Source organism: Exiguobacterium sp. SH3S3 (assembly GCF_004337115.1).
Classification (GTDB): Bacteria; Bacillota; Bacilli; order Exiguobacteriales; family Exiguobacteriaceae; genus Exiguobacterium; species Exiguobacterium aurantiacum_A.
The window spans coordinates 66849-90695 of record NZ_SJUU01000010.1; the positions used below are offsets into that span (position 1 = coordinate 66849).

General features: G+C 50.2%; 25 protein-coding genes. 5 read left to right on the forward strand and 20 right to left on the reverse strand.

Annotated elements, in window-relative coordinates; translation table 11 throughout:
• The first annotated feature begins 41 nt into the window (after positions 1-41).
• A complete protein-coding gene (locus tag EVJ28_RS10445) occupies positions 42-1355 on the forward strand; it encodes a dihydrolipoyl dehydrogenase family protein (RefSeq protein ID WP_131469265.1) in 1314 nt (437 codons plus the stop codon).
• A 38-nt stretch (positions 1356-1393) separates the two neighbouring features.
• Here EVJ28_RS10445 and mnhG read toward each other — a convergent pair whose 3' ends face one another.
• The 16 genes from mnhG to EVJ28_RS10525 form a co-directional block, all read right to left on the reverse strand.
• Complete coding sequence (mnhG, locus tag EVJ28_RS10450; RefSeq protein WP_016510023.1) at positions 1394-1753, reverse strand: monovalent cation/H(+) antiporter subunit G; 360 nt, start codon at positions 1751-1753, stop codon at positions 1394-1396.
• A complete protein-coding gene (locus tag EVJ28_RS10455; protein WP_201738315.1) occupies positions 1731-2027 on the reverse strand; it encodes a Na(+)/H(+) antiporter subunit F1 in 297 nt (98 codons plus the stop codon). Before EVJ28_RS10455 ends, mnhG begins: the two co-directional genes overlap by 23 nt.
• The gene (locus tag EVJ28_RS10460) at positions 2024-2509 is read right to left on the reverse strand and encodes a Na+/H+ antiporter subunit E (protein ID WP_131465514.1); all 486 of its coding nucleotides are present in this window, start codon (positions 2507-2509) and stop codon (positions 2024-2026) included. Before EVJ28_RS10460 ends, EVJ28_RS10455 begins: the two co-directional genes overlap by 4 nt.
• A 7-nt stretch (positions 2510-2516) precedes the next feature.
• Complete coding sequence (locus EVJ28_RS10465; protein WP_131488861.1) at positions 2517-3998, reverse strand: Na+/H+ antiporter subunit D; 1482 nt, start codon at positions 3996-3998, stop codon at positions 2517-2519.
• A complete protein-coding gene (locus EVJ28_RS10470; RefSeq protein ID WP_071399343.1) occupies positions 3991-4332 on the reverse strand; it encodes a Na(+)/H(+) antiporter subunit C in 342 nt (113 codons plus the stop codon). Before EVJ28_RS10470 ends, EVJ28_RS10465 begins: the two co-directional genes overlap by 8 nt.
• Complete coding sequence (locus EVJ28_RS10475) at positions 4332-4769, reverse strand: Na(+)/H(+) antiporter subunit B (protein WP_131457434.1); 438 nt, start codon at positions 4767-4769, stop codon at positions 4332-4334. Before EVJ28_RS10475 ends, EVJ28_RS10470 begins: the two co-directional genes overlap by 1 nt.
• Positions 4753-7182, reverse strand: coding sequence for a Na+/H+ antiporter subunit A (locus EVJ28_RS10480; protein ID WP_131488864.1), 2430 nt, complete (start codon positions 7180-7182; stop codon positions 4753-4755). Before EVJ28_RS10480 ends, EVJ28_RS10475 begins: the two co-directional genes overlap by 17 nt.
• A gap of 363 nt (positions 7183-7545) precedes the next feature.
• A complete protein-coding gene (gene trxA / locus EVJ28_RS10485) occupies positions 7546-7860 on the reverse strand; it encodes a thioredoxin (RefSeq protein ID WP_131469665.1) in 315 nt (104 codons plus the stop codon).
• Between the two features lie 107 nt (positions 7861-7967).
• Positions 7968-8933, reverse strand: a complete 966-nt coding sequence (locus EVJ28_RS10490; protein WP_131488865.1) for an electron transfer flavoprotein subunit alpha/FixB family protein — start codon at positions 8931-8933, stop codon at positions 7968-7970.
• Positions 8934-8947: 14 nt separating this feature from the next.
• Complete coding sequence (locus EVJ28_RS10495) at positions 8948-9721, reverse strand: electron transfer flavoprotein subunit beta/FixA family protein (protein ID WP_070327743.1); 774 nt, start codon at positions 9719-9721, stop codon at positions 8948-8950.
• A gap of 79 nt (positions 9722-9800) precedes the next feature.
• On the reverse strand, positions 9801-10379 hold the full coding sequence (locus EVJ28_RS10500) for a fatty acid metabolism transcriptional regulator FadR (protein WP_070327744.1): 579 nt from the start codon (positions 10377-10379) through the stop codon (positions 9801-9803).
• An 80-nt stretch (positions 10380-10459) separates the two neighbouring features.
• On the reverse strand, positions 10460-12133 hold the full coding sequence (locus EVJ28_RS10505; RefSeq protein WP_131457442.1) for an AMP-binding protein: 1674 nt from the start codon (positions 12131-12133) through the stop codon (positions 10460-10462).
• 136 nt (positions 12134-12269) lie between these two features.
• Complete coding sequence (locus EVJ28_RS10510; RefSeq protein WP_131488867.1) at positions 12270-12746, reverse strand: DUF4825 domain-containing protein; 477 nt, start codon at positions 12744-12746, stop codon at positions 12270-12272.
• A gap of 12 nt (positions 12747-12758) precedes the next feature.
• On the reverse strand, positions 12759-13886 hold the full coding sequence (locus tag EVJ28_RS10515; protein ID WP_131488869.1) for an ABC transporter permease subunit: 1128 nt from the start codon (positions 13884-13886) through the stop codon (positions 12759-12761).
• A complete protein-coding gene (locus tag EVJ28_RS10520; protein ID WP_131488871.1) occupies positions 13876-14757 on the reverse strand; it encodes an ABC transporter ATP-binding protein in 882 nt (293 codons plus the stop codon). Before EVJ28_RS10520 ends, EVJ28_RS10515 begins: the two co-directional genes overlap by 11 nt.
• Positions 14732-15133, reverse strand: coding sequence for a GntR family transcriptional regulator (locus EVJ28_RS10525; RefSeq protein ID WP_131488873.1), 402 nt, complete (start codon positions 15131-15133; stop codon positions 14732-14734). Before EVJ28_RS10525 ends, EVJ28_RS10520 begins: the two co-directional genes overlap by 26 nt.
• Positions 15134-15312: 179 nt before the next feature.
• Between EVJ28_RS10525 and EVJ28_RS10530 the strand changes: the two genes are divergently transcribed.
• The 4 genes from EVJ28_RS10530 (at position 15313) to EVJ28_RS10545 (ending at position 17540) form a co-directional block, all read left to right on the forward strand.
• Positions 15313-16062, forward strand: a complete 750-nt coding sequence (locus EVJ28_RS10530; RefSeq protein ID WP_131488875.1) for a hypothetical protein — start codon at positions 15313-15315, stop codon at positions 16060-16062.
• 121 nt (positions 16063-16183) lie between these two features.
• Complete coding sequence (locus EVJ28_RS10535; protein ID WP_236634133.1) at positions 16184-16579, forward strand: MarR family winged helix-turn-helix transcriptional regulator; 396 nt, start codon at positions 16184-16186, stop codon at positions 16577-16579.
• Positions 16580-16601: 22 nt separating this feature from the next.
• Entirely contained in the window at positions 16602-17240 is a 639-nt protein-coding gene (locus EVJ28_RS10540; protein ID WP_131488877.1) for a nitroreductase family protein, read from the forward strand.
• A gap of 15 nt (positions 17241-17255) precedes the next feature.
• A complete protein-coding gene (locus tag EVJ28_RS10545; RefSeq protein ID WP_131465525.1) occupies positions 17256-17540 on the forward strand; it encodes a putative quinol monooxygenase in 285 nt (94 codons plus the stop codon).
• Between the two features lie 132 nt (positions 17541-17672).
• Here EVJ28_RS10545 and EVJ28_RS10550 read toward each other — a convergent pair whose 3' ends face one another.
• The 4 genes from EVJ28_RS10550 to EVJ28_RS10565 all read right to left on the reverse strand — a co-directional run bounded on the left by EVJ28_RS10550 (position 17673) and on the right by EVJ28_RS10565 (position 23838).
• Positions 17673-19211 carry a hypothetical protein gene (locus EVJ28_RS10550; RefSeq protein WP_131488879.1) on the reverse strand — a complete coding sequence of 513 codons (1539 nt, stop codon included), beginning with the start codon at positions 19209-19211 and terminating at the stop codon, positions 17673-17675.
• Between the two features lie 127 nt (positions 19212-19338).
• Complete coding sequence (locus EVJ28_RS10555; RefSeq protein WP_071399318.1) at positions 19339-19602, reverse strand: forkhead box protein; 264 nt, start codon at positions 19600-19602, stop codon at positions 19339-19341.
• Positions 19603-19604: 2 nt separating this feature from the next.
• The gene (locus EVJ28_RS10560; RefSeq protein ID WP_131488881.1) at positions 19605-22964 is read right to left on the reverse strand and encodes a hypothetical protein; all 3360 of its coding nucleotides are present in this window, start codon (positions 22962-22964) and stop codon (positions 19605-19607) included.
• Positions 22957-23838 carry a DUF4007 family protein gene (locus EVJ28_RS10565; protein ID WP_071399316.1) on the reverse strand — a complete coding sequence of 294 codons (882 nt, stop codon included), beginning with the start codon at positions 23836-23838 and terminating at the stop codon, positions 22957-22959. Before EVJ28_RS10565 ends, EVJ28_RS10560 begins: the two co-directional genes overlap by 8 nt.
• Positions 23839-23847 lie beyond the last annotated feature (9 nt).

Below are 23847 nucleotides of genomic sequence, written 5' to 3' on the forward strand. Positions count from 1 at the left end.
GACGGGAAAAAATTGGTGTAGTCTCAGAGGGAGGGTTTTTGATGAAACGATATGACGTAATCATCATCGGCAGCGGTCCGGCAGCGAGCCAAGCCGCGAACATTTTACGCGACGCCGGTAAACGGATTGCCATCGTCGAGAATTGGACGTTCGGCGGGACGTGCCCACAACGCGGGTGCGATCCGAAAAAGATGCTCGCGGAAGGGGCGGAACTCATCGCCAAAGTCGAACGCATGAAACCGCTCGGCGTCAAAGGAGACATCACGCTCGACTGGCACGCCTTCAAGCGCCGTGTCGATGAATACCGCTTCGCCATCCCGACGACGAAGATGCACAAGTGGAAAGAAGATGACATCGACTTATACGAGGGCGAGCCCCACTTTATTGATGAAGACTCGATCGTCATCGAAGGCCATGAGATCTCGGCGCATCAGTTTTTGATCGCGACCGGCCAAATCCCGCGCCCGCTCGACATCCCGGGCGGAGGCGGCGCCATCACGAGCGACGACGTGTTCGACCTCGAGGACGTGCCCGAGCGGATCACCATCGTCGGTGCCGGATATATCGCGTTCGAGTTCGCGCACATTCTCCGCCGGTTCGGCAGCGCTGTCACGCTCCTCATCCGGTCGCGGGCGCTTAAACAGTTCGACCGAAAAATTGTGAAGCGGCTCATCGATGAGACGGTCCACATCGGCGTCGACGTCCGGTTCGGGCTCGAGCCCGTCAAGCTCGACGGGAACATCTTGACATTATCAGATGACTCTACCCTAGAAGGACTCGTCCTTAACGCCACGGGGCGTATCCCGAGCATCGAGCGGCTGCGGTTGGATGCGGCCGGCATCGAAGCGGACAAGGACGGGATCACCGTCAACGACTATTTACAGACGACGAATGCGAACGTCTATGCGGCCGGCGACGTCGCCAAAAGCCCGAACCCGGCGCTGACCCCGTTTGCCGGGCAAGAAGGACGGATCGCCGCCCTTAACCTGTTGCGGAACAACACACGTCCGTTGCCGGAGCGTCCGGCCCCGACGGTCGTGTTCACGACGCCGCCAATCGCCAAAGTCGGTCTGACGGTCGACGAGGCGAAATCGCTCGGAATCGACTATGAATGCAGGGATAATGACATATCCCACTTTCTTACGTATGAACGGGTCAATGACGCGACCGCCTTCTCGCGCGTCTTGCTCAGCAAAGACGGCCACGTCATCGGCGCTCACTTGATCGGGCAACACGCGCCCGAGCTCATCAACTTGTTCTCGTTCATTATACAAAACAATATCAGCCATCAACACGTTAAGCACTTAGAGTTCGCCTATCCGACGTCCGCCTCTGATTTGACGCACTTGATGTAAAAAAAAGGCTCTTCCATGTCGTATGGAAGAGCCTTTCGTCATTCGATCCCTTTTTCCTTATCTTCTTTGAGCGCGTCCTGTAACGACTTCTCCCAGAGCGGGACGCCTTTAGCGTGAGCCGCCCGGGCGAGCAAGTGTCCGCCGACTGGTGCGGTCAACAAGACGAAGAACAAGCCGAGCAAGAGACGTGCGTCGAAGATACGTTGGTCGACCCAGACGTGGAGCACCGCCGCGAACAAGACGAACATGACGCCGAGCGTCGCCGACTTCGATGCCGCGTGCGTCCGCGAATAGACGTCCGGCAAACGGATGAGGCCGATCGCCGCAACGACCGTGAAGAACACTCCGATGATCGTGAAAACGCCGGTCAATATATCAAAGATCGTTGTCGCGGTCATGATGAATGATCTCCCCTCTCTCTAAGAATTTCGAGAACGCCACCGTACCGATGAAGGCGAGGATGCTGAGCAAAAGAATGACCTCGAAGAATATCGTCGTGTCGAGTAAGATCGACAACAGCGCGACGACCGAGATCAACGCGATCCCGATCGAATCGAGCGCGATGACGCGGTCAGCCGTCGTCGGCCCTTTGATGACCCGATACAACATGCCGAGCATGGCAAGCAAGAGAATGGCGAGCGCAATGTAAATTAAAATATCTAATATGCTCATTCCGTCGCCTCCTTAATGGTTGATTCAAAGTTATTGTAGATGTCGCGTTTGAGCGCCTCTTTATCCGGCATGTTGAGCGCGTGGATATAAAGTATTTTATTATCTTTCGAGACTTGGACGACGAGCGTCCCTGGGGTGAGCGAGATCAGCATCGACAACAGGCTGATTTTCCAACCCGTGCGCAGTGACGTTTCATATCGGAAGATACCAGGTTGAATCTTCAATTTTGGGCTCAAGACGAGACGTAACACCTCGAAGTTCGCCATGACGAGCTCACGTGCGAAAATCAAGAACAGCTTGAACAGCTTGATCACACGTGTGAAGTAAAAGCCTGTGCCTTCAGATTTGAAGAACCGCCGCATCATGAAGATGACGAGCAGTCCGAGCAAGTAACCGATGAGAAACCCGCTCGTCGTGAACGTACCGGAGAAGAACATCCAGATGAACGCCAAGAAAAAGTTGATGAGTAGTTGGTAAGCCATGTCTAAATCACTCCTTAATCACGGCATCGATGTAGATTTCCGGTTCGACGAGCGGTTCGATTGCCTGGGTAATGAACGGATGCATCGCCTCGGCCCCGAATCCGTACGCGACGGCCACTGCGACGAGTAACAACGTCGGCACGATGAGTCGGTTCGTATACGGGACGAGCGGACCGTCATAGACGCGTCTCTCTTCTCCCCAGAACCCATAGAGGAAAATCTTAATGACCGAGAACAAGACGAACAAGCTCGACAGCAAGATGAGCAGCGGGCCGAACAAGTCGCCATCGGCCACCCCGCCTTGAACGATCAACAATTTACCGAAGAAGCCACTGAGCGGCGGAATGCCGGCGAGTGACAACGCGGCGATGAAGAACGTCCATCCGAACAGCGGGAACCGGGTGATCAATCCACCCATGTCGCGAAGTTGACCGGAACCGGTGATCCCGATCATCATCCCGACGAGCATGAACAAGGCGGCCTTGATGAGCATGTCGTGCATCAAATAGTAGAGCGCCCCTTCGAGCGACGTCTGCGTATTGAGGGCGATCCCGTAAAGGATGACGCCGACCGCGATCATGATGTTGTAGATGATGATCAACTTCACATCGTTATAGGCGATCGCCCCGGTCATCCCGATGACGATCGTCAGCACGGCGAGCGCGATCAAGAACGTCTGCATGAACGACCCTGTGTCGAACAAGAGCGTGTACGTCCGTAAGATCGAATAGACGCCGACTTTCGTGAGCAAGGCACCGAACATGGCGAGGATCGGCGTCGGGGCAACGACGTACGATCCAGGCAGCCAGTAGTGCAACGGGACGAGCGCCCCTTTCATACCGAAGACGATGACGAATAAGACACCGATGACGGTGATGACGTTTTGATTTTCGACGAGCGGGATCTTCTGGGCCAAGTCAGCGAGACTGAGCGTCCCGACGACGCCGTAAAGAAGTGCGACGGCCATGACGAACAGCGCCGACGCGATGACGTTCACGAGCAAGTATTTGATCGACTCGCGCAACTGGACGCCTTTCCCACCGAGTACGATCAAGACGTACGAAGAGATGAGGAAGACTTCAAAGAAGACGAACAAGTTGAAAATATCGCCCGTCGTGAAGGCGCCGTTGACACCGACGAGTAAAAATAACATCGCGACGTACACATAGTTCGATTCATAAGCGTCCGAGAAGTAATGCGTCGCAAACCAGACGATGAAGAACACGATCAACGTCGATGTTGTGACGAGAAGCGCCGCCAACATATCTGAGACGAGCGTGATCCCGAACGGTGCGGGCCAATTCCCGAGGTTGACGGTCAAGATGCCGTCTCGCGATACGGTGAAGACGAGCAACACCGATACCGCGAACGTGACAAGTAAAGCCCCGAGTGCCATCACACGTTGTAGGCGTACCTGTTTCGGTGCGAACATCAGGATGATCGCTGCAAGTGTAGGGATGACAATCGGAAAGATCGGTAAGTTAATCATTCGATTCCGTTCCTTTCATTTCCTCAATATTATCCGTGGTCAACTCCTGGTACGTCCGATAAGCGAGTACCAAGAAGAACGCCGTCACACCGAAGCTGATGACGATCGCCGTCAAGACGAGTGCTTGCGGTAGCGGGTCAGTATATTCCGTGACCCCGTCGACGAGGACAGGTGCCGCTCCCGTCTTCAGTCCACCCATCGTCAAGACGAGCAAGTGGGCTGCGTGACTGAGCAGGCCGGTACCGATGATGATGCGCAACAAACTCTTTGAGAGAATCATGTAGACCGCGCTCATCGTCAGTACCCCGATGATGATGCTAACGAAGATTTCCATTATTCACTCTCTCCAATCGTTTGAATGATCGTCATCGTCACACCGATGACCACAAGGTAGACGCCTAAGTCAAAAGCGATGGCCGTGTGAAGCGTCTGTTCACCAAGGAGCGGCAAATCAAACTTGTCATAAGCATGTGTCAGGAACGGACGATCCCAAAAGATGCTATGGAGTGAGGTCACGATCGAGATTGCGAGACCGAGCGCCGTCATCATTCGATAATCGAACGGTAAGACGTTCGCAAGCGTCTTCGAGTCGAACGCGAGCAGTAACAACACGAGAGCAGCAGCCGTCATCAATCCACCGACAAACCCGCCGCCTGGCGAATAGTGCCCGGCGAAGAATAGGTTGATTGAAAACATGATGATGATGAAGAAGATGATCACCGCGGCCGTCTGTAAGATGACGTCATTCACTTGATCATTTTTCCGATTCATGTTCACGTGCTCCTTTCGTGCGTTCTGTCGTTCTAAATTTGATCATCGTATAGATCCCGATTGCCGCAACGGCGAGGACGACGATCTCGAACAGCGTATCAAAGCCCCGGAAGTCGACAAGGACGACGTTGACCATGTTCTTTCCGGCTGCTAAGTCGTAGACGTTCTCTTTATAATACTCAGAGATCGAAGACAACGATCGGTTCGACAGTGCCATGAAGCTGAGCAACATGACCGTCACCCCAACGATGACCGACACGATCGCGTTCTCCACTTTAAATTTGACGCGAACTTCTTTTCTGCTGATCTCCGGCATGTGGTAGAACACGAGCAAGAACAAGGCGACCGATACCGTCTCGATGACGAGCTGCGTCAAGGCGAGGTCCGGTGCACCGAAGAACACGAAGAACAAGGCGACCGAATAGCCGATGACACCGAGCAAGATGATCGATGGCAGGCGTGAACCCATGAACAGAATCGCGAGCGCCGCCAAAATGATGACCGCCCCGAGCACATATTCATACGGCGCGACAGCCTCCATCTCGCCGAACGAGAAGTTGAACAAGTCGAACCAGTACATCGAGAACAACAGCATCCCTGATAAGAACAGGAAGATGTAGATCAAGTAAGACCGGATGAAGCCGGTCATGTAATTGTCTTTAAAGCGATAAGCCGCTTTGTTCGACCAGACGAGCGACCCGTCGTACATACCGTTCAGCGTCAACCGGTTCGGGATATGGTTGTAGATCCCCATCCACTTGTTGATCATGAAGAACATGAGCGTCCCGAGGGCGATGATCCCGAGCGTCATGAATAGCTCTGGAGTCGGTCCGTGCCAGAAGTAGATGTCGACTTTGACCTCTTGCCCGCTCGCGACGAGCGTCGGATAGATCGACTCGACGGCAGGCTTGATGAGCGAGTTCGACAACACGTTCGGAACGAAGCCGAGGACGACGACGAGGATGGCTAAAATGGCCGGCGGGATGAGCATCCCGATTGGTGCCTCGTGCGGCTGTTTCGGCAATTCGTCGAACTTGGCTTTCCCCATGAACGTCCGTGTAAAGATGATCAAGCTATAGATGAACGTGAACACGCTCGCGATGAACGCGACGACAGGGATCAAGATCCCGATCGTGTCGAGCGCGAAGAAGTCCATCGAGAACACTTTCGTCGTCGCCTTCAAGAACATCTCTTTACTGAGGAAGCCGTTGAATGGCGGTAACCCTGCCATCGACAACGAGCCGATGACAGCGATCGTGAACGTGATCGGCATGACGGTCATGAGACCGCCGAGCCTACGGATGTCACGTGTTCCTGTCTCGTGGTCGACGATTCCGACCATCATGAACAACGACCCTTTGAACGTGGCGTGGTTGATCAAGTGGAAGATGGCCGCGATCGTCGCGACCATGAAGATGTTGTCGTCGATCCCGTCGTAATGAAGCGCCGCGGCGCCAAGGCCGAGCAGCGACATGATGAGACCGAGCTGACTGACCGTCGAGAACGCGAGTATCCCTTTCAAGTCCGTCTGTTTGACGGCGTTGAAGGCTCCCCAGAACAACGTGAACGTCCCGACCGAGACGATGATCCATAGCCAGAGCGATGATTCTTGGAACACCGGACTCATCCGGGCGACCAAGTAGAGCCCGGCCTTGACCATCGTCGCCGAGTGCAAGTACGCACTGACCGGGGTCGGTGCTTCCATCGCGTCCGGCAACCAGATGTGGAACGGGAATTGCGCCGACTTCGTGAACGCCCCAAGCAAAATCAAAATCATGGCGGCGACGAAGAACGGACTTTCGGCGATAAGCGCCTGATTTGCGACCATGTCGCGGATGCTGAACGATCCGACGATCGACTCCAAGATGACGATCCCGCCGAGCATTGACAGACCACCGAACACGGTGATCAGCATCGACTTGCGTGCCCCGTAGCGAGAGCGTTCTTTCTCATACCAATACCCGATCAACAGGAACGACGAAATCGATGTGAGTTCCCAGAACATGTACATGACGACCATGTTATCCGAGAGGACGACACCGAGCATCGCACCCATGAAGAGAAGCAGGTACACATAAAAGTGACCGAGCGACTCTTTATCTTTGTTCAAGTAGTAAATCGAATACAGGACGACGAGCGCCCCGATCCCTGTAATAAGGAGGGCAAACAGTAGTCCAAGCCCGTCCACGTAAGCGGTAAAGTTGATCCCGAGCGACGGCATCCACTCGACCGTTTCGCTCACGACGTCTCCCGCACTCGTGATTCCGATGAAGCGGAAGAAGTAGACGAACAGGAGCACCGGGACGACCAGTACGAACCAGCCCGTATGGATCCGTTTCAACGCCCGAAACAAAAACGGGATGAACGGTGCCGCGAGGAGCGGCAATAAGATAGCTAAATGTAACACCGACAAGAAAATTCCTCCTTCGAACAGAGTCTTACAACGATGACATCAAATATTAAGTTCATTTGACGCCATCACGTCTTCCTCATGAGTATAGCGTAAATTTTCAGGCTGTTTCCATGATAAAAGCTTCTCGCTTTTCTAGCCATGGTTAAAAAAACCTGAACTGTTAAATATGAAGGGAGTCGACAAAAAACGACTAAAAAAAATTGGATGCGGACAGCATATGTAAGCTCTCTCAAACGTGTTGCCGCTCCCGAATCGATCGTAACCCTTAACCTAACTGATTCTTTGCTCACTCACTAAACTCCTTGTTCCCTAACGAAGCCAACAAAAAACAGCCGATCGGTCTCCCGATCGGCTGTACGTTTATTATTTTGCTGACGCGATAAACTCTTTAAGCGCTTCTTTTGGTTGGAAGCCCATTGTTTTCGAGACAGGTTGTCCGTCTTTGAACATCATGAGTGTCGGGATGCTTTGGATTTGGAAAGCGCCCGCTACTTCTGGGTTCTCGTCAACATCGAGTTTAACGATTTGGACTTCGTCGCCCATCTCTTGATCGAGTTCTTCAAGAACCGGTGCGATCATGCGGCACGGTCCACACCATGCTGCCCAAAAATCGACGAGGACGACGCCCTCTTTCACTTCTTGTTCGAACGTTTGAGTCGTTGCGTGTTTAATAGCCATTTGGTAAATACCTCCCCAGTAAGATGAGACAGTTCAATTAAGAACTCTCTTGCATTTCATGTTCAGAGTATACCACGGAGGGTAACTTTCCCCAAACGTTATGCCCATCAGCTATTGACGAGGTGTTTTCGGAACTCTTCAGTCAAGAGCGGCACGACGTCGAACAAGTCGCCGACGATGCCGTAGTCGGCTACGCTGAAGATGCTCGCTTCCGGGTCCTTGTTGATGGCGACGATGACTTTTGCGTTGCTCATCCCGGCCAAGTGTTGGATTGCCCCGGAGATTCCGCAGGCGATATACAAGTCCGGCGTGACGACTTTACCCGTCTGACCGATTTGGAGTGCGTAGTCGCAGTAGTCCGCGTCACATGCTCCACGTGAAGCACCGACCGCGCCGCCGAGCAGTTCAGCGAGCTCTTCGAGCGGTTTAAAACCGTCCTCGCTCTTGACGCCACGTCCTCCGGCGACGATGACTTTCGCTTCCGCGAGATCGACTTTACCGGTCGCTTTACGGACGACTTCTTTAACGATCATAGCAAGGTCTTTCAATTCGACGGCCGGCGTCTCGACCGACACGCTCGCCCCCGCTTGACGCGGAAGTGCGTCGATGTTGTTCGGACGGATCGTGAAGAACATGACCGAATCTTTGAATTTCACTTTCTCGAACGCTTTACCCGAGTAGATCGGACGGACGAATTCGGCGTCTCGTCCCGAGCCTTCGATCGAGACGACGTCACTGATGAGGCCGGCGTCAAGACGGGCCGCGAGTTTCGGTGCGATGTCTTTTCCGAGTGCGGTGTGACCGAGGACGAGCATGTCCGGTCCTTCTTGGTCGATGATTTGGCGGAGTACTTGGCCGTAACCGTCCGGCGTGTAATGTTTGAGTCGCTCGTCTTCGATGACGAGGACGCGCGCTGCGCCGTGCTCCCCGAGTTCAGTCGCGAGTGCTTTGACGTTATCCCCAATGACGACCGCCGTCACGTCGTCCGTCAGTTGCTTCGCCGCGGCGATCGCTTCAAATGATACGTTCCGTAACGCGCCTTCGCGCGCTTCTGCGAGTACTAAAGCTTTCATATGTGATGTCCCCCTTAAATGACTTTGGCTTCCGTGCGAAGTAATTGAACGAGCTCGCTCACTTGTGTCGACGTGTCCCCTTCAAGAATACGTCCCGCTTTCTTCTCTTCCGGCAAGAACCGTTTGATCGTCTCGATCTTCGCGCCGATCTCGTCTTCGTCGAGGTCGATGTCTGAGAGATCGAGTTCTTCGAGCGGCTTCTTCTTCGCTTTCATGATACCTGGAAGGCTCGGATAGCGCGGTTCGTTCAAGCCTTGTTGCGCCGTCACGAGGAGCGGCAGGTTGACTTCGATCACTTCTGTGTCCCCTTCGACGTCACGCGTGACCGTCGCCGTCGTGCCGTTGATGTCGAGCTTCGTGATCGTCGTCACGTAGTTCATGTCGAGCAGCTCGGCGACGCGCGGCGCCACTTGTCCGCTACCGCCGTCGATGGCGACGTTACCGGCGAAGATGAGGTCTGGTGCTTGGTCTTTCAAATATGCGGCGAGCACTTTCGAAATCGTTACGTGATCTGCGTCCTCGACGTCGTCCTCGATCGAGATGCGGACCGCTCTGTCCACACCCATCGCGAGCGCTGTCCGTAGTTCTTTGTCCGCGTCGTCCGGTCCGACCGTCACGACCGTGACTTCTCCCCCGAGATCGTCACGCTTGCGGATCGCTTCCTCGACCGCATACTCGTCGTATGGGTTGATGATGAATTCGGCACCGTCTTCTTGAATCTCCCCGTTCTCAAGTTGGATCGCTTCTTCTGTATCGAACGTACGTTTTAGCAACACAAAAATATTCATCGTAGTTCCCCCTTTAAGTTGTTCGCACCATCATTCATGAATCTCCATTCATTTTTTGAGCTAGCGAGAGGGCTTACGGTTAAGCAAGCCCTTTTTTCAACATATGGTGTACTTTCGGTAACGTCGACATCAAGTCGTACTTGAAGCCGCTCGCCATCCAACTCGTGACCACTTCATCGATCGTGCCGAAAATCATTTGTCGCGCCAGCCGGTAGTCGAGGTCCTGGTCAAACTCCCCGGTCTCGATGCCGTGCTTGACGACCGCATCGATCAAGTTCAAATACGGCTTCAACACTTCACTGATTTTTTGGCGGAGCGCCAAGTTCGACTGTCTGAGCTCGATTTGCGTCACGACGGCGAGGTCGTAGTCGACCGACAGCTGCTTGAGATGCGACTCGATCAACTGGTACAGCTTGTCGCCTGCCGTCGTCTCCTGCTCGATCTGTTGCTTCGAGTAGTCGATGAACAGGCCCATCTTCGTCTGGAACAGCTCGATCAACAGATGCTCCTTGTTTTTGAAGTACAAATAAATCGTCCCGTCCGCGACACCAGCTTCTTTGGCGATGGCTGTCACCTTTGCACCGTGATAACCATGGTCCGCGATTACTTTCACTGCCGCATCGATAATGCGGTCACTTTTTGATACATTCTTTTTCATAGACACCCATGCTCCTTATTGCTGCAGAAAAATGAATGATGGTTCATTCATTTATTATTCTATCATGTCAAAGAGAGGTGTCAACTGCTTTGTTTCACTTGTTTCGCCTTCTCTTCGTCGACGAGGACGCGGCGCAGGATCTTACCAACGAACGTCTTCGGCAACTCGTCACGGAATTCATACAGCTTTGGTACTTTATACGCCGCGAGCTTCTCACGGCAATGCTTGTCGAGCTCGTCTTCGGTCACATTCACCCCGTCCCGCGTGACGATGAACGCTTTGACCGTCTCACCGCGGTACGGGTCCGGGACACCGATACAGACCGCTTCCTTGACGGCCGGATGTTCGTACAGCACTTCTTCGATCTCACGCGGGTAGACGTTGAAGCCGCCGGCGATGATCATGTCTTTCTTCCGGTCGACGATATAGAAGAACCCGTCCTCGCCCATATAGCCGAGGTCACCGGTCGCGAGCCATCCATCTTTCAAGACGGCCGCCGTCTCTTCTGGTTTTTGCCAGTAGCCTTTCATGACTTGCGGTCCATTCAGGAACACTTCGCCGATCTCACCGACTTCGGCCAATGTCTCGCCGTCTGCCTTTACAATTTTAGCAGAAGTATCGGATAACGGCACCCCAATCGAGCCGACGATGCGTTTATCCCACAAGAAGTTAGCGTGCGTCACCGGTGACGTCTCGGACAACCCGTATCCTTCGACGATGCGCCCGCCCGTCACGTCTTCGAACTGTTCTTGCACTTCGACCGGGAGTGGTGCCGATCCTGAAATACATGCCTCGATCGACGACAAGTCATACTTTTTCAGTTTCGGGTCGTTCAAGATGCCGACATACATCGTCGGGGCTCCTGGGAAGAAGTGTGGTTTCTTCTTGTTGATCGTCTTCAAGACGTCGGTGACGTCAAAGCGCGGCACGAGAATGAGTTCATACCCGTTCGCCACCCCGAAGTTGAGGCAGCACGTCATGCCGTAGACGTGGAAGAACGGGACGACGCTCAAGACGCGCTTCTCATCACCGCGGTTATATTTATAGAAGAAGTTCGAAATTTGGTCGACGTTCGCCGTCAAGTTGAAATGCGTCAGCATGACGCCTTTCGGCAGCCCGGTCGTCCCGCCCGTGTATTGGAGCACGGCGACGTCTTGTTTCGGGTCGATCTCGATCGGCTTGACCGGTCCGAAGTTTTTGAAATCCTTGAACGCGACCGAACCCGTCGTATCGATGACGATATTGTGCTCACGTTTCACTTTGATCGGGTACAGCTTATTTTTCGGGAATGGCAGGTAGTCGGCGATACTCGTCGTGATGATCGTTTGAATGTCCGTCTTTTCTTTCACCCGGAGCGACTTCGGATAGAGGAGATCGAGCGTGATGACGATCTTCGCGCCGGAATCGGTGATCAAGTTTTCAAGCTCGTGCTCGGTGTAGAGCGGATTCGTCTGGACGACGGTCCCACCGGCATACAGGACGGCGTAGAACGAGATGACGTACTGTGGGCAGTTCGGGAGCATCAGGCTGACCCGGTCCCCTTTTTGCAACCCTCTCGACTGCAACATCGTCGCCAAACGGTGGGCCGCATCATCGATTTGGGCAAACGTCAAATCCTTGCCGATAAACGAGACGGCGGTCCGGTCCGGGAAATCTTTAGCGGCGCGGCTGAGTGCCTCATAGAGTGGCTTCACCTCGTAGTCGATCGTTTCAGGCATGTCAGCTGGATAATCTTGTAACCACGGTTTTTCCATTGATTCTCCTCCTTAGAATGAATAGTCATTCAGTTAATTCCATTATAATGCTAAGAAAACGCTTTCATCTACCCTTTACCCGATAATTTTCAGAAAATATCGAAAAAAAGTGCATGGATTCAAAAATCCATACACTTTAGACGCGTCTGAAGTACGCTTCAGCTTGCTCTTCATTCCCAATTTTTTCATCCAATCGGGCAATCAACTCTTCTTCTTTCTCGATCGTCGAGAAGTCGATCCCGAGCCACGCCTCCATCTCGGGGCGAGAGAACGCGTACGTCCGGTTCGGGAACGCGAAACGGACGATCTCCGTATTTTGTACGAGCGTGAAATACGTCGCCGCGTTACGGATGGCGAGCCGTTCCTGCTCGATGCGCTCAATCTCCGGATCATGATAACGGACGGTCAAGCCATAGGGACGTTTTTTCGTCTGTAGCTCGATCGACTTATAGCAGTCGTGCATCGGCAACGTCTTGGCGATGCCGACGACGGCGTTGATATCGCCGACGTATGTGCCCTCGTATTGAAAGGCACTCGGGGGCCGCTTCGAGGGATCACTACACCCAGAAAGTACAAACAGTAATGCGACGACTAACAGACCGAACCGTTTCATGATACGTCCTCCTTAAGATTTGAGTTGCAGGTTGAAGCGGTAGAGCAGGCGTTTGGCGAGCAAGTGGGCGAGGAAGCCGCCGATCAAGAAGCCGATGACGTAAAGAATGCTGTTCGTCGAATACTCGATATTCGCTAAGATAATCCCACCAAGCATGGCGAAACAAAGCACCATCATCAGGTGAACGAACCAGAGCCAGTTCGAGAACATGAAGAAGCGGCCGTTGTTCTCTTGCGGGGCCCGGTTGAATGTAAGGAGTCCGAGTCCAAACGATAGGACAATAAAAGCAAGTACGCTTAATGGAGCAACGGCTAGGAACTCTTGCCACACGCTGTTGTCTGTATATAAGTTATACGTGTCGACGTTAAATATATTCGCAAGCGGTGAAATCACGCGCAAGAACACACTTTCAATCGCACGTTCGAATACACTATATACGCGCTCTGTATTTTGAGTGAACGATATGACCGATCCTTGAATCAGCAATAAGATGCCGACAGGGAACAATAGTGCGACGATCGACCAGAGAACTTGCGAGATTGCCTCCCCGCCAAACGAACCCATCCATAACGCCAACGAGAAAACAGCAATTCCGGTCAATAGCATAAAACCAACGAGCGCTGCGACTTTCAACGAATGTCCTTCAATCAAGAACGAATAGCGTGACGCATGGATCATCCAAAGCATGAGCGGTCCACCAAGGAGTGTCGAGACGACGATGCCGCTCGTCCCAATCAACCATTTCGATATGTACAACTGGTTCCGGTTGAACGGGAGGGACATCGCAAAGTCAGACATTTGGCTGTTGCGTTCACTGCCAATCAAGACAGACGCCATCAAGAAGCCGAAGATGATATAGAGAAAGATGACTCCAACATACGGGATGAGTGTCTGTAAATCGCCAATCCAGTAACTAGATTGCGGGTTGAACAACTCTTCAACTGATGCGTTCGACGCATCACCATTAAACCACTCGGCATACTTGTCCGGATTCATTTGAATGTCCTGAACTTGTTCATCGAACGACTGCATTTGTGTCCACACCGGGAGCGTGTACGCGACAATCCCAAGGAAGACGAGCAAAATCCATAACAACGACACTTGTTTCCAATCTTTTTTCAACAACACGTTAAATGACACTTGCCTCACCTCCTAATTGGACCCGGAAAATGTCTTCGAGCGACATCGGGATCTCTTCGACGAGCATCGGGTCGTGGGCGTCGACGAACGTGTCGAGCTCTTGCGTCCGTTCTTTCGCCATGAACAAGACGACGCGTCCCGTCACGTTGATGATTTCGATATCTTTTCGTTCGAGCAGTTCGACCGGTACTTGGTCGTTGAAGACGACTTGCAGCTTGACGCTCGACTCACGAGCCTCTTCGAGCGACATGATCGCTTTGACCCGTCCCTTCTCGATCATGATGATGCGGTCGGCGATCCGCTCGAGCTCGTGCAGCTGGTGGCTCGAGACGATGATTGAGCAGTTGCGTGCCTCGACTTGGGCGATCATCAGTTTCAAGACGTCGGCCTTGGCGACGACATCGAGTCCATCGGTCGGCTCATCGAGCAGGTAATAGCTCGCTTTGACGGCGAAGGCGAGCGACAGCGTCACCATCGCTTTCTGCCCTTTAGACAACTGACGGATCTTTTTATTACCGATGTTGTAGCGCGTGAGCGTCTCGGTGAACGCCGCCCGGTCGAACGACGGATAGATCGAGGCGTACAAGTCCATCGCCTCGTTGACGGTGTAATGTTTGAGCGCGTCGGCTGAATCCGGAACGAAGATGACGTCCCGCTTCAATTCGGACTTCTCAAAAATGCTCGACGGTCCGTAGCGGACGTCCCCGGCGTCCGGTCGGATGATGCCGACCATCGTCCGTAAGAGTGTCGTCTTGCCGGCCCCGTTACGACCGACGAGGGCGATGATCTCTCCTGGTCTGACCGAGAAGTCGATTGCGTCGAGCACGGTTTGGCGGTCGATTCTCTTACTCAGTTGCTGTACTGTCAGCATGGTTCTCCCCTACTTTCTTATACTCTGTCTCAAATAACGTCATCGCTTCTGCGAGCGACACGTTCGCGTAATGGCAATCGATAGCGAGCTTTTGGATGGCTGCGACGACCGGCGCGCGTGACGCGTCTTGGTCAACCCAGTCCATCGAGACGAACGTCCCGCGCCCGCGATGCATCTCGAGCAAACCGAGCCGCTCGAGCTCTTGATACGCCTTGCTGACGGTGTTCGGATTGATGACGAGGTCCGTCGCGAGCTCACGGACCGACATGACTTTGTCGCCCGGTCGTAAGATGCCGCGGATAACGAGCGCTTTCGTCTGATTGACGATTTGTTCATATAAAGGTTCCGCACTTTTCATATCGATCTTATATAACATGGGTCACACCCTCTCTTTTAAACGTGGTATAAGTGTATTATATGTATTAGTACACGTAATAGCAATAGTTCTTAGAGGGCATTTTCAGTTTACAGGGAATTGGGAATAAATAGAATACGACTTTGGACCGAGACGGGATTCGGTCTTTTCGGGTACATTGTAGTAGAGGTGAACAGAAAATGAAGAAAAGGTTGATAATTGGCGCAGTCGGCTTGCTCGTCGCCGGATCGATGTACGGGAGAAGCGAAGCGACCGAGCGCTATACAGACTACATCTATGACACGTACGGGGAGCGTGTCGATGTCGACGTATCACAGGACTGGAAACTGACTGGATACAAGGCGACGTTCAAACTGGAGACGACACCGCTTCGCGGGACGTATTCCGCGCGGACGTATGGGGACGGCTCGATCCATGACGATGTGATGCCCGCCTACTGGGTGAAAGAAGCCGAGACGACGCTACACGACCGACTCGTCACCGCGAACGTCTTGTCACGTGAAGAGACGGTCCGGGCGAACGTACCGGAAGACGCGGTGCGAATGCGCGACGTGACGACAAAGCCTGAACCGACGTCCATCTTCGAATTGAATCCAGAGACGTTTTTAGGCGCCTCCGTCATGCTGCACGAAGCGTGGAACGACACCGCTGAACAGAAACAGCGCGTGCTCGACGTCATCCGTCTGCTCGAGGACGACGTGAAGTCGATCCATTTCTCGTTCGACGGGACACCGAACGAGGATGACGACTTCACCGAGCGTTATTTGAACGTGTCACGCACACCCCAATCTGGCGACCCGTCGTTCAATTCACTCCAAACGATCGACGACTTGAACCGCCACGACCGCCTGTATGGGTTTGACAAGACGACGTTCATCAGCGAATACCGGTTTGACGGGACGAAAATCGAGCGAGACACTGCTGACTAATCCGGTAGTGTCTTTTGTCGAGTCGTCTTGCTTTACAGACAGCGGTCGACTTGCTAACATTTGACTTGTCAATGATTGATGAGTCAAATATGAAAGGTGGGACGCAATGGAGCTACGAGAGATGAGCCGGTTGCTATACCAAATCAAACTCGCCGACCAGCGCGTCGCGACATCGTTCGAGCGTGAGACAGGTTTCAGCCTGACCCGCTACGAGATGCTCATGATCGTCAACGACAAAGGCGTCTGCTCGCAAAGCGAGATCCAACAAGAGATGAAGATCGACAATGCGGCGATCACCCGTCACTTGAAGATTCTCGAGGAGAAAGGCCATGTCCAACGTGAACGGAACGTCGCGAACAACCGCGAAGTGTTCGTCCGCTTGACGGAGACGGCGGCACGCGAGTTGCAGCACTGTGAACAAAACCATGATCAGACGAACCATTTGATCGCCAAAGTATTATCGGAGTCGGAGATGCAACAGCTATCCGCCCTATTACAAAAGCTAAATACTATTTGAACAGAGAAAGAGGAGATTACCCATGACAACTACATTTGAAAACAATACATTAACGGACGTAATGCTCGACAGAAAGTCGATCCGCGCCTATGACGAAACGGTCAAAATTCCACAACTCGAGATGCTCGAGATGATCCAAGAAGCAACGACGGCCCCGTCTTCAGTCAACATGCAACCGTGGCGCTTCGTCGTCGTCGAGAGCCCGGAAGCAAAAGAGACGTTGAAACCGTTGATCCGCTTCAATACGCTTCAAAACGATACGTCGGCCGCGATGGTGCTCATCTTCGGTGACATGGAATGCTACGAACTCGGCGAAACAATCTACGATCAAGCCGTCGCTGAAGGCAAGATGCCGCAAGAAGTACGCGACCAACAACTCGACGCCATTATCCCTTACTACAAAAACTTGTCGAAGCCAGAGATGAACGATATCGTCAAAATCGACTCAAGTTTGGCTGCGATGCAGTTCATGCTCGTCGCCCGTGCCCACGGTTACGACACGAACCCGATCGGTGGGTTTGAGAAAGACCAGCTCGCAGAAGCATTCGGAATGGACAAAGACCGCTACGTACCGGTCATGATCCTCTCGGTCGGTAAAGCGGCAGAAGCAGGTTACCAATCGGTCCGTCTCGACGCTGAAACAATCACAAACTTCAAGTAATCGGAGGAATTCAACATGATCTTAGTCAACGCCATTTTTGATGTGAAAGAAACAGAATTCGAAAGCTTTCTAGCCGATATTAACAAACTCATCGACTCGTCGAAACAAGAAGCAGGCTGCTTGAGCTATGAGCTCTATCAGTCGACGACGTCAGAGAACCGGTTCGTCATGATCGAGAACTGGGCCGACCAAGCGGCAATCGAAAAACACAACCAAAACCCGGACTTGATCGCCTTCGCCCAAAACGTAGCCAACTACGTGACGGCGAAACCGGTGCTCCATGTGACGGAAGTCAACTAATCAGCAGACGGTCGACCTCGTGTCGGCCGTTTTTCTGTACACTCTTTAGCATGATCCCTACCATTGGCAACCCTTATCCAACTAGCAGGCATACAAAAACCGCTTCTACGCATTTGTAGAAGCGGCTGTTTATTATATACCGAGAATGGCGAACGATACGCCGACGACACCGATGAGCGCCATCGCGTAAACTGGTACGCGCGGCATCTCGCCGTTGTTGTCGAGTGCTTTCCCGAACATGAAGAACACGATCGGATGCACGAGGAACGGCATCGAGAAGATGAGCGGGATGAGAAGCGATGCCTCTGTCCCGAACATGCCACCTTGGACCGCTGCGAAGAGGCCAAAGTGTGAGATGGCTGACGATTGCGCCATCGTCGTGTAGTCGAATGCGATCGTGCTGAAGCTCAAGATAACGAGACCGCCGAAGACGGCCATCATCTGCCAACCGAACGAGAACTGCATGAGCGCCTTCACTTCTTTGAAGTCCTCGCCGTTCGCACCGCGCAAGTTTTTAAGCGCGAGTGCCGTCAAGACGAGACCGACCAAGACGATGATCGCCGTCGGCCAGATCCAGAGCGCCCCGTTGTCGGCACTGACTGCCAAGATCGAGAACACGAAGATGTGACCGAAGAACGGGATGTTGATCATGATCGGCGCACGTTTTGCCGCCACTTGACCGAAGTCACCGGCCGTACATGCACCTGTGAGACCACTGTGCGACAGCGAACCGGCCATACCTGGTGCGAGGTTACGGATGTGCCCCGTGCGGGCGAACCACATGAGGAGCGCGATCCCACCGAACATCCAGAACAATTGACCGAAGAAACCGTAGACGAGAATCGAGTTCATGCCTTCAATGGCGAAGGCGTCACCGATCCGCGAACCACCGACCATGAAGTTGGCCGCCAACACGACCGGGATCCCGGCGAACAAGAGCGCGCGGACGGTCGGTCCGTACGTCCAGTTTTGGAAGATGGCACCGAGTGCTGATGACAAAAGCATCGCAAAGAAGATTTGCGGCAAGGCGATGACCGGTTGAACGGCCATGGCGATTGCGTACGAGATGAACAAGATGACGAGCAGTAACGCCGTCTCGATCAAGCCCTTCTTCATATAAACGTGCTTGTCGTCGATCTGTGCCTTATGGTCGATCAAGAGGAACGATGCCGCGAGACCGATTAACGCGAGGATCGGATAGTAGAGCGTGATGCCCTCTGCCGCTCCCGGTTGGATCATCATGCGGAAGAACCCTTCAAGTCCGACGAGCAAGAAGAACGAACGAACGATGAAGATGAACTGCGTCCGTCCTGTTCCGAGGAACATCTCTTCTTTAGATGGGACGACGATGTCTTTCATCTCGAGCGCTTGCTTGCTTAAGATCTTACGAAGCTCTTGCCCACCGACGAAGAATGAGACAACGAGCGCGATGATCGTCGTCCGCGACAGGAAGTCAACGAGCGGGAACTCAGGGAGACCCGGAGTCGCGATGCCCATCTCGACCATGGCGAAGCCGAGGCCGAGGCCGAAGATGACGATGACGAGGATTGGTGAGAACCGTGAACCGGCCACGACCATCCGTGATAAAATGACCATCGGGATGATGAAGGCCACAAGTAACCAGAATTGGTTGAGTAATTGCATTTGCGATAATTGCTGAACGATTTCCATGAAGTAACCCCTTATACATTTTTTTCACACTGTTTCGAAGTTTACAGGATTGAACATTCTGTGGCAAGGGGGTGTGACGTATTGTAAACATTGAAAGCGGAACCAACTGAAATGGTTCCGCTTTCGGTTAGGTATTCGGTTGGCGAAGGCCCCAGATGCCCCTACCTTTTCCTTCAACTGCATAAAACAAATCTCGTTCCCCACGGTAAATATCACAATCACTCGAGTGCATATGAATGTGTTTTCTAACCTGAGACTTCCAATCTTTATATCCGTCTAGACCAAGTTGATAAAATGATTTTTCCACATAATCATAGATTTCTTTTAAGGTAGCAGTCCCACCATGATGACTAATCGCAAATTCGATTTTCCTCACTAAATCTAGACGCATCGTCACTCCTCCGAACTTATCTCTAATTCTTCGAGCAATTTGTATAGAATGAATTTCATTTCGTCTGCCTGCATCGTTCTTCCGCTAGATTTCACCATCCGCTGTACGTTGTTAAATACCGTTTTGCCTTTTACCGATAACTCCATCTTTTGAATCGTTACCGTTGTCTGATCATTTGCCACGATTCGGATCGTCTCTTCATCATCAGATACCACTAGTAGCCGCTTTAAAGAGGACTGGAACGAATCGAGAGTGACATCCGACCATTCTTCAAGACGTACCCCAACTGTTTTACGAATCAAGACTGCCATCCAGTCTTCCTCACGTTCCATCGAACTGATTACATCGAATAGGATTGGATTTCTTGATATCACATCACGATTTAGTTCAACCCATACATTCAACTCTTCACGTATCTCTAATACATTTAATGCTTCTTCTTTGAGGTCATGCTTAGCAATCATCAAGTGTTTTTCTAAATCCTGTTTAATGATAGAGAACTTGCCGTTAATCCGTTCCCCTAGTTTATGAAGACGTGTGGCTGCATCCATAGGGTCGATTTCGCTGTAACGAATTATTTCTTTGAATTCGATTAGCGATTCAGCTTGTTGTGAAGTAATTTGGGTATATCTCGGCAATTGACGCAACCATTTTCTTAAGTTACTAAACAGTTGGACCGGGTGCTCTTCAAATGAATTACCAAAGAAATTTTCATTAACTTCGACAAGCGATTGACGAATGGATTGGTCCATTTTAAAGAACTCAAATTCATAAAAACTTGCCTCTTGTTCCAGAATCGAATACAACAGTTCTGCATTCATTTCTTCAACGAATAGCCCATTGGCGTAGAAAGAAAGCTGATGCCAACAGTCTTTTAGTAACGCAACCGTCAGAATCGGAACAATCGGTTTTCTCATACCATAAGGTTCTTTTTGTAATACTTGCATAAGCGTGAGCAGATTACCACGGTCTGAAGTTTCAATATAGTTCAACATTGATGCTCGCATATTCTGCAGTAGGTCTGAACTAAAATTCGTTAAATTAAATGGATCAATCTGATTGTTTTTCAAAATTGAGACATAGATTAAGTAATCTGGACCGAAGCCATCTATCTCAATCTCTTCAATCGCACGACTCTTCATCAATTTATCTAGCACGCTAACCGCTGCATTACGCTGAACTTTAGAAACCTTTTGCTTGTTGAATCCTTCGTTTCGCACCTCTAAAGTCTGATTGAATCGTTCACTCATCCAATTCGACAAGAAGTTTTCAAGTGCAAATCGAGAGGTAACACCTTCAACCTTTTCGTTTCCATAATACCAGTCCAAATGTTGAGGACTAAAGTTTTCAAGTGGCGATAAATACTGCTGGATTTCAAAAATCAGGTTCTCCATTCGGTAACCAATTTCAGATTCCAATTGTTCGTCTGACTTTAAAAGCACCTTATCTCCTAACATGTACATCAATGTACGATATTCATCAATCTTCTCGACCAACTCTTGTTTATCTAATTTAAATTCTACAAACATTCTTTGGTTGTCTACTATCCCATTATCGATTAACTGGTAGTATACATTTTCAGCTTCAGTATCGCTTAGAATGACAGACAACTCACCATCTGCTGCCGTCTCTTTTTCCAACACAGACTGCATATCAAAATAGAAATCAACTTCAACGTATCTTGTCATACTTTTTTCACTGTTGTACGTTAATGGCAGATAGTACTTATTCTTGATTAATTCCTTCAATGGTTGTGCTCTTAGAACATCGTCATCTTTGATCTTCAAACGATATTGCTGAACTAATTCATCAAGCTCTAAAATTGATCCGGTATACATTTCATAAGAGTTTGCAATCCGATTGTATCTCAATAATTTCACTTGAATTAACTCGTCAATCACGGCTTTTGCCTCATCTACACTAATTCCTAGGGCGAAACTGATTAAGTCTTCCTGAATCGAAAACTTCCCTTTAAAGTTCTCAAGAAGCGTTAATAATTTTATTAAGCGAAGAGCTGAATCGGTCACTCCATAACTAACAGCGAAACGATACTGCTTCAGTTCTTCGATGCGATAATAGAGTGTTTCATCAGAATAAAAATAGTCGAACAACTCATCCGAATAGTACCACTTCGTTTCATCGAATTTTCCATCAAACTGAGCTAAGAACATATATAAAGTACGCTCATTTTGTCCAAGAATATTCGACAAATGAGGCAAAAGATAAATTGTTAATGGATGAATTGGCTGACAACCCTCTAGTATAGTTCCATCGATTTCCTGTGATGACATCTGAGGAAACAGGTTGAATTTAGTAATATCAATCTTATAACGCTCAATGTCATTTTGGAGGAATAGACTAGGTGTGTTCACTTCATCTTGACGCCCCAATACTTTGAAGGCAGAACGATAAAAAAGAGAAGAATCACTTTCTAAATAGTGTGCACGGAAACGCTTTTCGACTCGTTCTAATTCTGACTTCGAAAAACTATTTTTTTCTGCATACTGTCTTAGACCGGAGTGAGTAATAAATAAAATCCCTAAGTTTTCAAGGCGATTCGAAAGTTCGGCAAGATCCTGCATTTCTTGCATCGCTTTGTACGTGCTAGCTTTATCAAGCAACTGAAGAAATCGTCCAAACTCGTCATATGTGATGAATAACCCAACTTTTTGTTTCTTTAATTGCTTTAAAATATATTCTAACTGCTCTAATTCATTCGCCGAAGAGGTGACAGCTAAAGTGGCACCTGATGTCAAAATCGTATAGTATTTTTTAAAAGTTTCTGAGGCTTCTTTGTTTCCTGCTTTTATCTGTGCTACTAGAGCATCGATATTTTGGTCATCTTGTGCACACAGGTCTTTCAAACTTGAGTACGTGTTTTGATAATTCTTGCGCCAATTCTTAATCGTTTGGATAATTTGTTCTTCTTCGCCTTTTAAACTAAAAGAAATGTCTTCGTCTTTTAACGCTTTTATCGTATTTTGAAGAATGACTTCAGCTAGTTTCCCAGAGTGTCCAACAATAGCCACAGGAATCCACCGCTTATCCTTAGACCGAATCACACTTTCTAAATACAAGCTTTGCTCTTGATTAATTTGCGCGACGTTAGCATAAAAACCTTTAAGCGCTTTCCCATTTCGTCGGCTCATCATCAAGTTTGAAATAATGGCTCCAACCATTGATTTCCCTGCTCCATAGGGACCTATCAATAGATGGGCATTGGTTATTTCATTAGAGTCCGTAACCGTCTCGAGAACCGTTTGAATGATATTCAGTTGTTTATCATTTGGTACAAATTGCGTAAGTAAATTGTCTTTATGAAAATCATACGAAATATTAACGCTTGGTTGGAACTTATGCATAGCTACTTACCTCTTTACTATATTGTTCATATCTTTCTTCAAGTGCCGAGATTGATGCTACTTCTTTCGTAAGCAGTACCGTATCTAGCTTGTTTGTACGAATAAACCGTAATGGGTAATCTTCAATCATCTGCGTCACATACTCCACAATCGCGCTTCTCGAAAGATTAAATACTTTCCCCCAAAGTTCTGGGGCCTCAGCCAACTCCTCAACTGCAAATTCAGTTTGACCGTGCTTTTCCGAATAGATTAAAAGTGACACAAATAAGATGTCTCTAATTTCTTCTACATCAGCAAACGATTTAGTGTAGTAATTGTTTACATTTTTTGAAACCATCTCTAAATTTTCGAGTGGACATGAAATGACATCTTCAGGAGTGAGCTGTTTATAATCTTTCAATGAATACATATTAAGAAGACAGTCTATATCTCGTTTCAATGTATTTTCGGAGACACTTTTTAACCCATTCACTTCTACCCATTTTTCTAAGGAGTGCATTAAGCGCTCCCGATCAAATACAGATTCGCGGTATTCATTAAAAAACCAATACCAGGTAGTAGCGATGTCTTTGTTAGTGACCAAATTATAATGCAACATCCCTAAGGTCAAACCGTGTTGCAGATGTCGATCGTAATGGAACACGATATTGCCAAAGTCAGTGAAGGCATGAACTGTCTGTTTACCCTTCTGCTCTTCTATAACATTTGTAGCAATCAACCAATGTCGTAAAGACTTCGCCATGTTTTTTCCTAATCCAAGTACTTCGAAATGATTCTTTTCATAAAAAAATCTAGAGTTCTGATTAACGTGCGTCAATCCTTTGTTTATCCACGAAGGTCGAAAATAAAAACTCTGATGTTGTCCAAATCCCATAATTTCCCC

Coding starts and splice junctions, on each gene's coding strand:
- EVJ28_RS10445 (WP_131469265.1), top strand. CDS start 42: ATGAAACGATATGACGTAATCATCATCGGCAGCGGTCCGGCAGCGAGC.
- mnhG (WP_016510023.1), bottom strand. CDS start 1,753: ATGACCGCGACAACGATCTTTGATATATTGACCGGCGTTTTCACGATC.
- EVJ28_RS10455 (WP_201738315.1), bottom strand. CDS start 2,027: ATGAGCATATTAGATATTTTAATTTACATTGCGCTCGCCATTCTCTTG.
- EVJ28_RS10460 (WP_131465514.1), bottom strand. CDS start 2,509: ATGGCTTACCAACTACTCATCAACTTTTTCTTGGCGTTCATCTGGATG.
- EVJ28_RS10465 (WP_131488861.1), bottom strand. CDS start 3,998: ATGATTAACTTACCGATCTTTCCGATTGTCATCCCTACACTTGCAGCG.
- EVJ28_RS10470 (WP_071399343.1), bottom strand. CDS start 4,332: ATGGAAATCTTCGTTAGCATCATCATCGGGGTACTGACGATGAGCGCG.
- EVJ28_RS10475 (WP_131457434.1), bottom strand. CDS start 4,769: ATGAATCGGAAAAATGATCAAGTGAATGACGTCATCTTACAGACGGCC.
- trxA (WP_131469665.1), bottom strand. CDS start 7,860: ATGGCTATTAAACACGCAACGACTCAAACGTTCGAACAAGAAGTGAAA.
- EVJ28_RS10490 (WP_131488865.1), bottom strand. CDS start 8,933: ATGAAAGCTTTAGTACTCGCAGAAGCGCGCGAAGGCGCGTTACGGAAC.
- EVJ28_RS10495 (WP_070327743.1), bottom strand. CDS start 9,721: ATGAATATTTTTGTGTTGCTAAAACGTACGTTCGATACAGAAGAAGCG.
- EVJ28_RS10500 (WP_070327744.1), bottom strand. CDS start 10,379: ATGAAAAAGAATGTATCAAAAAGTGACCGCATTATCGATGCGGCAGTG.
- EVJ28_RS10505 (WP_131457442.1), bottom strand. CDS start 12,133: ATGGAAAAACCGTGGTTACAAGATTATCCAGCTGACATGCCTGAAACG.
- EVJ28_RS10510 (WP_131488867.1), bottom strand. CDS start 12,746: ATGAAACGGTTCGGTCTGTTAGTCGTCGCATTACTGTTTGTACTTTCT.
- EVJ28_RS10520 (WP_131488871.1), bottom strand. CDS start 14,757: ATGCTGACAGTACAGCAACTGAGTAAGAGAATCGACCGCCAAACCGTG.
- EVJ28_RS10525 (WP_131488873.1), bottom strand. CDS start 15,133: ATGTTATATAAGATCGATATGAAAAGTGCGGAACCTTTATATGAACAA.
- EVJ28_RS10530 (WP_131488875.1), top strand. CDS start 15,313: ATGAAGAAAAGGTTGATAATTGGCGCAGTCGGCTTGCTCGTCGCCGGA.
- EVJ28_RS10535 (WP_236634133.1), top strand. CDS start 16,184: ATGAGCCGGTTGCTATACCAAATCAAACTCGCCGACCAGCGCGTCGCG.
- EVJ28_RS10540 (WP_131488877.1), top strand. CDS start 16,602: ATGACAACTACATTTGAAAACAATACATTAACGGACGTAATGCTCGAC.
- EVJ28_RS10545 (WP_131465525.1), top strand. CDS start 17,256: ATGATCTTAGTCAACGCCATTTTTGATGTGAAAGAAACAGAATTCGAA.
- EVJ28_RS10550 (WP_131488879.1), bottom strand. CDS start 19,211: ATGGAAATCGTTCAGCAATTATCGCAAATGCAATTACTCAACCAATTC.
- EVJ28_RS10555 (WP_071399318.1), bottom strand. CDS start 19,602: ATGCGTCTAGATTTAGTGAGGAAAATCGAATTTGCGATTAGTCATCAT.
- EVJ28_RS10560 (WP_131488881.1), bottom strand. CDS start 22,964: ATGCATAAGTTCCAACCAAGCGTTAATATTTCGTATGATTTTCATAAA.
- EVJ28_RS10565 (WP_071399316.1), bottom strand. CDS start 23,838: ATGGGATTTGGACAACATCAGAGTTTTTATTTTCGACCTTCGTGGATA.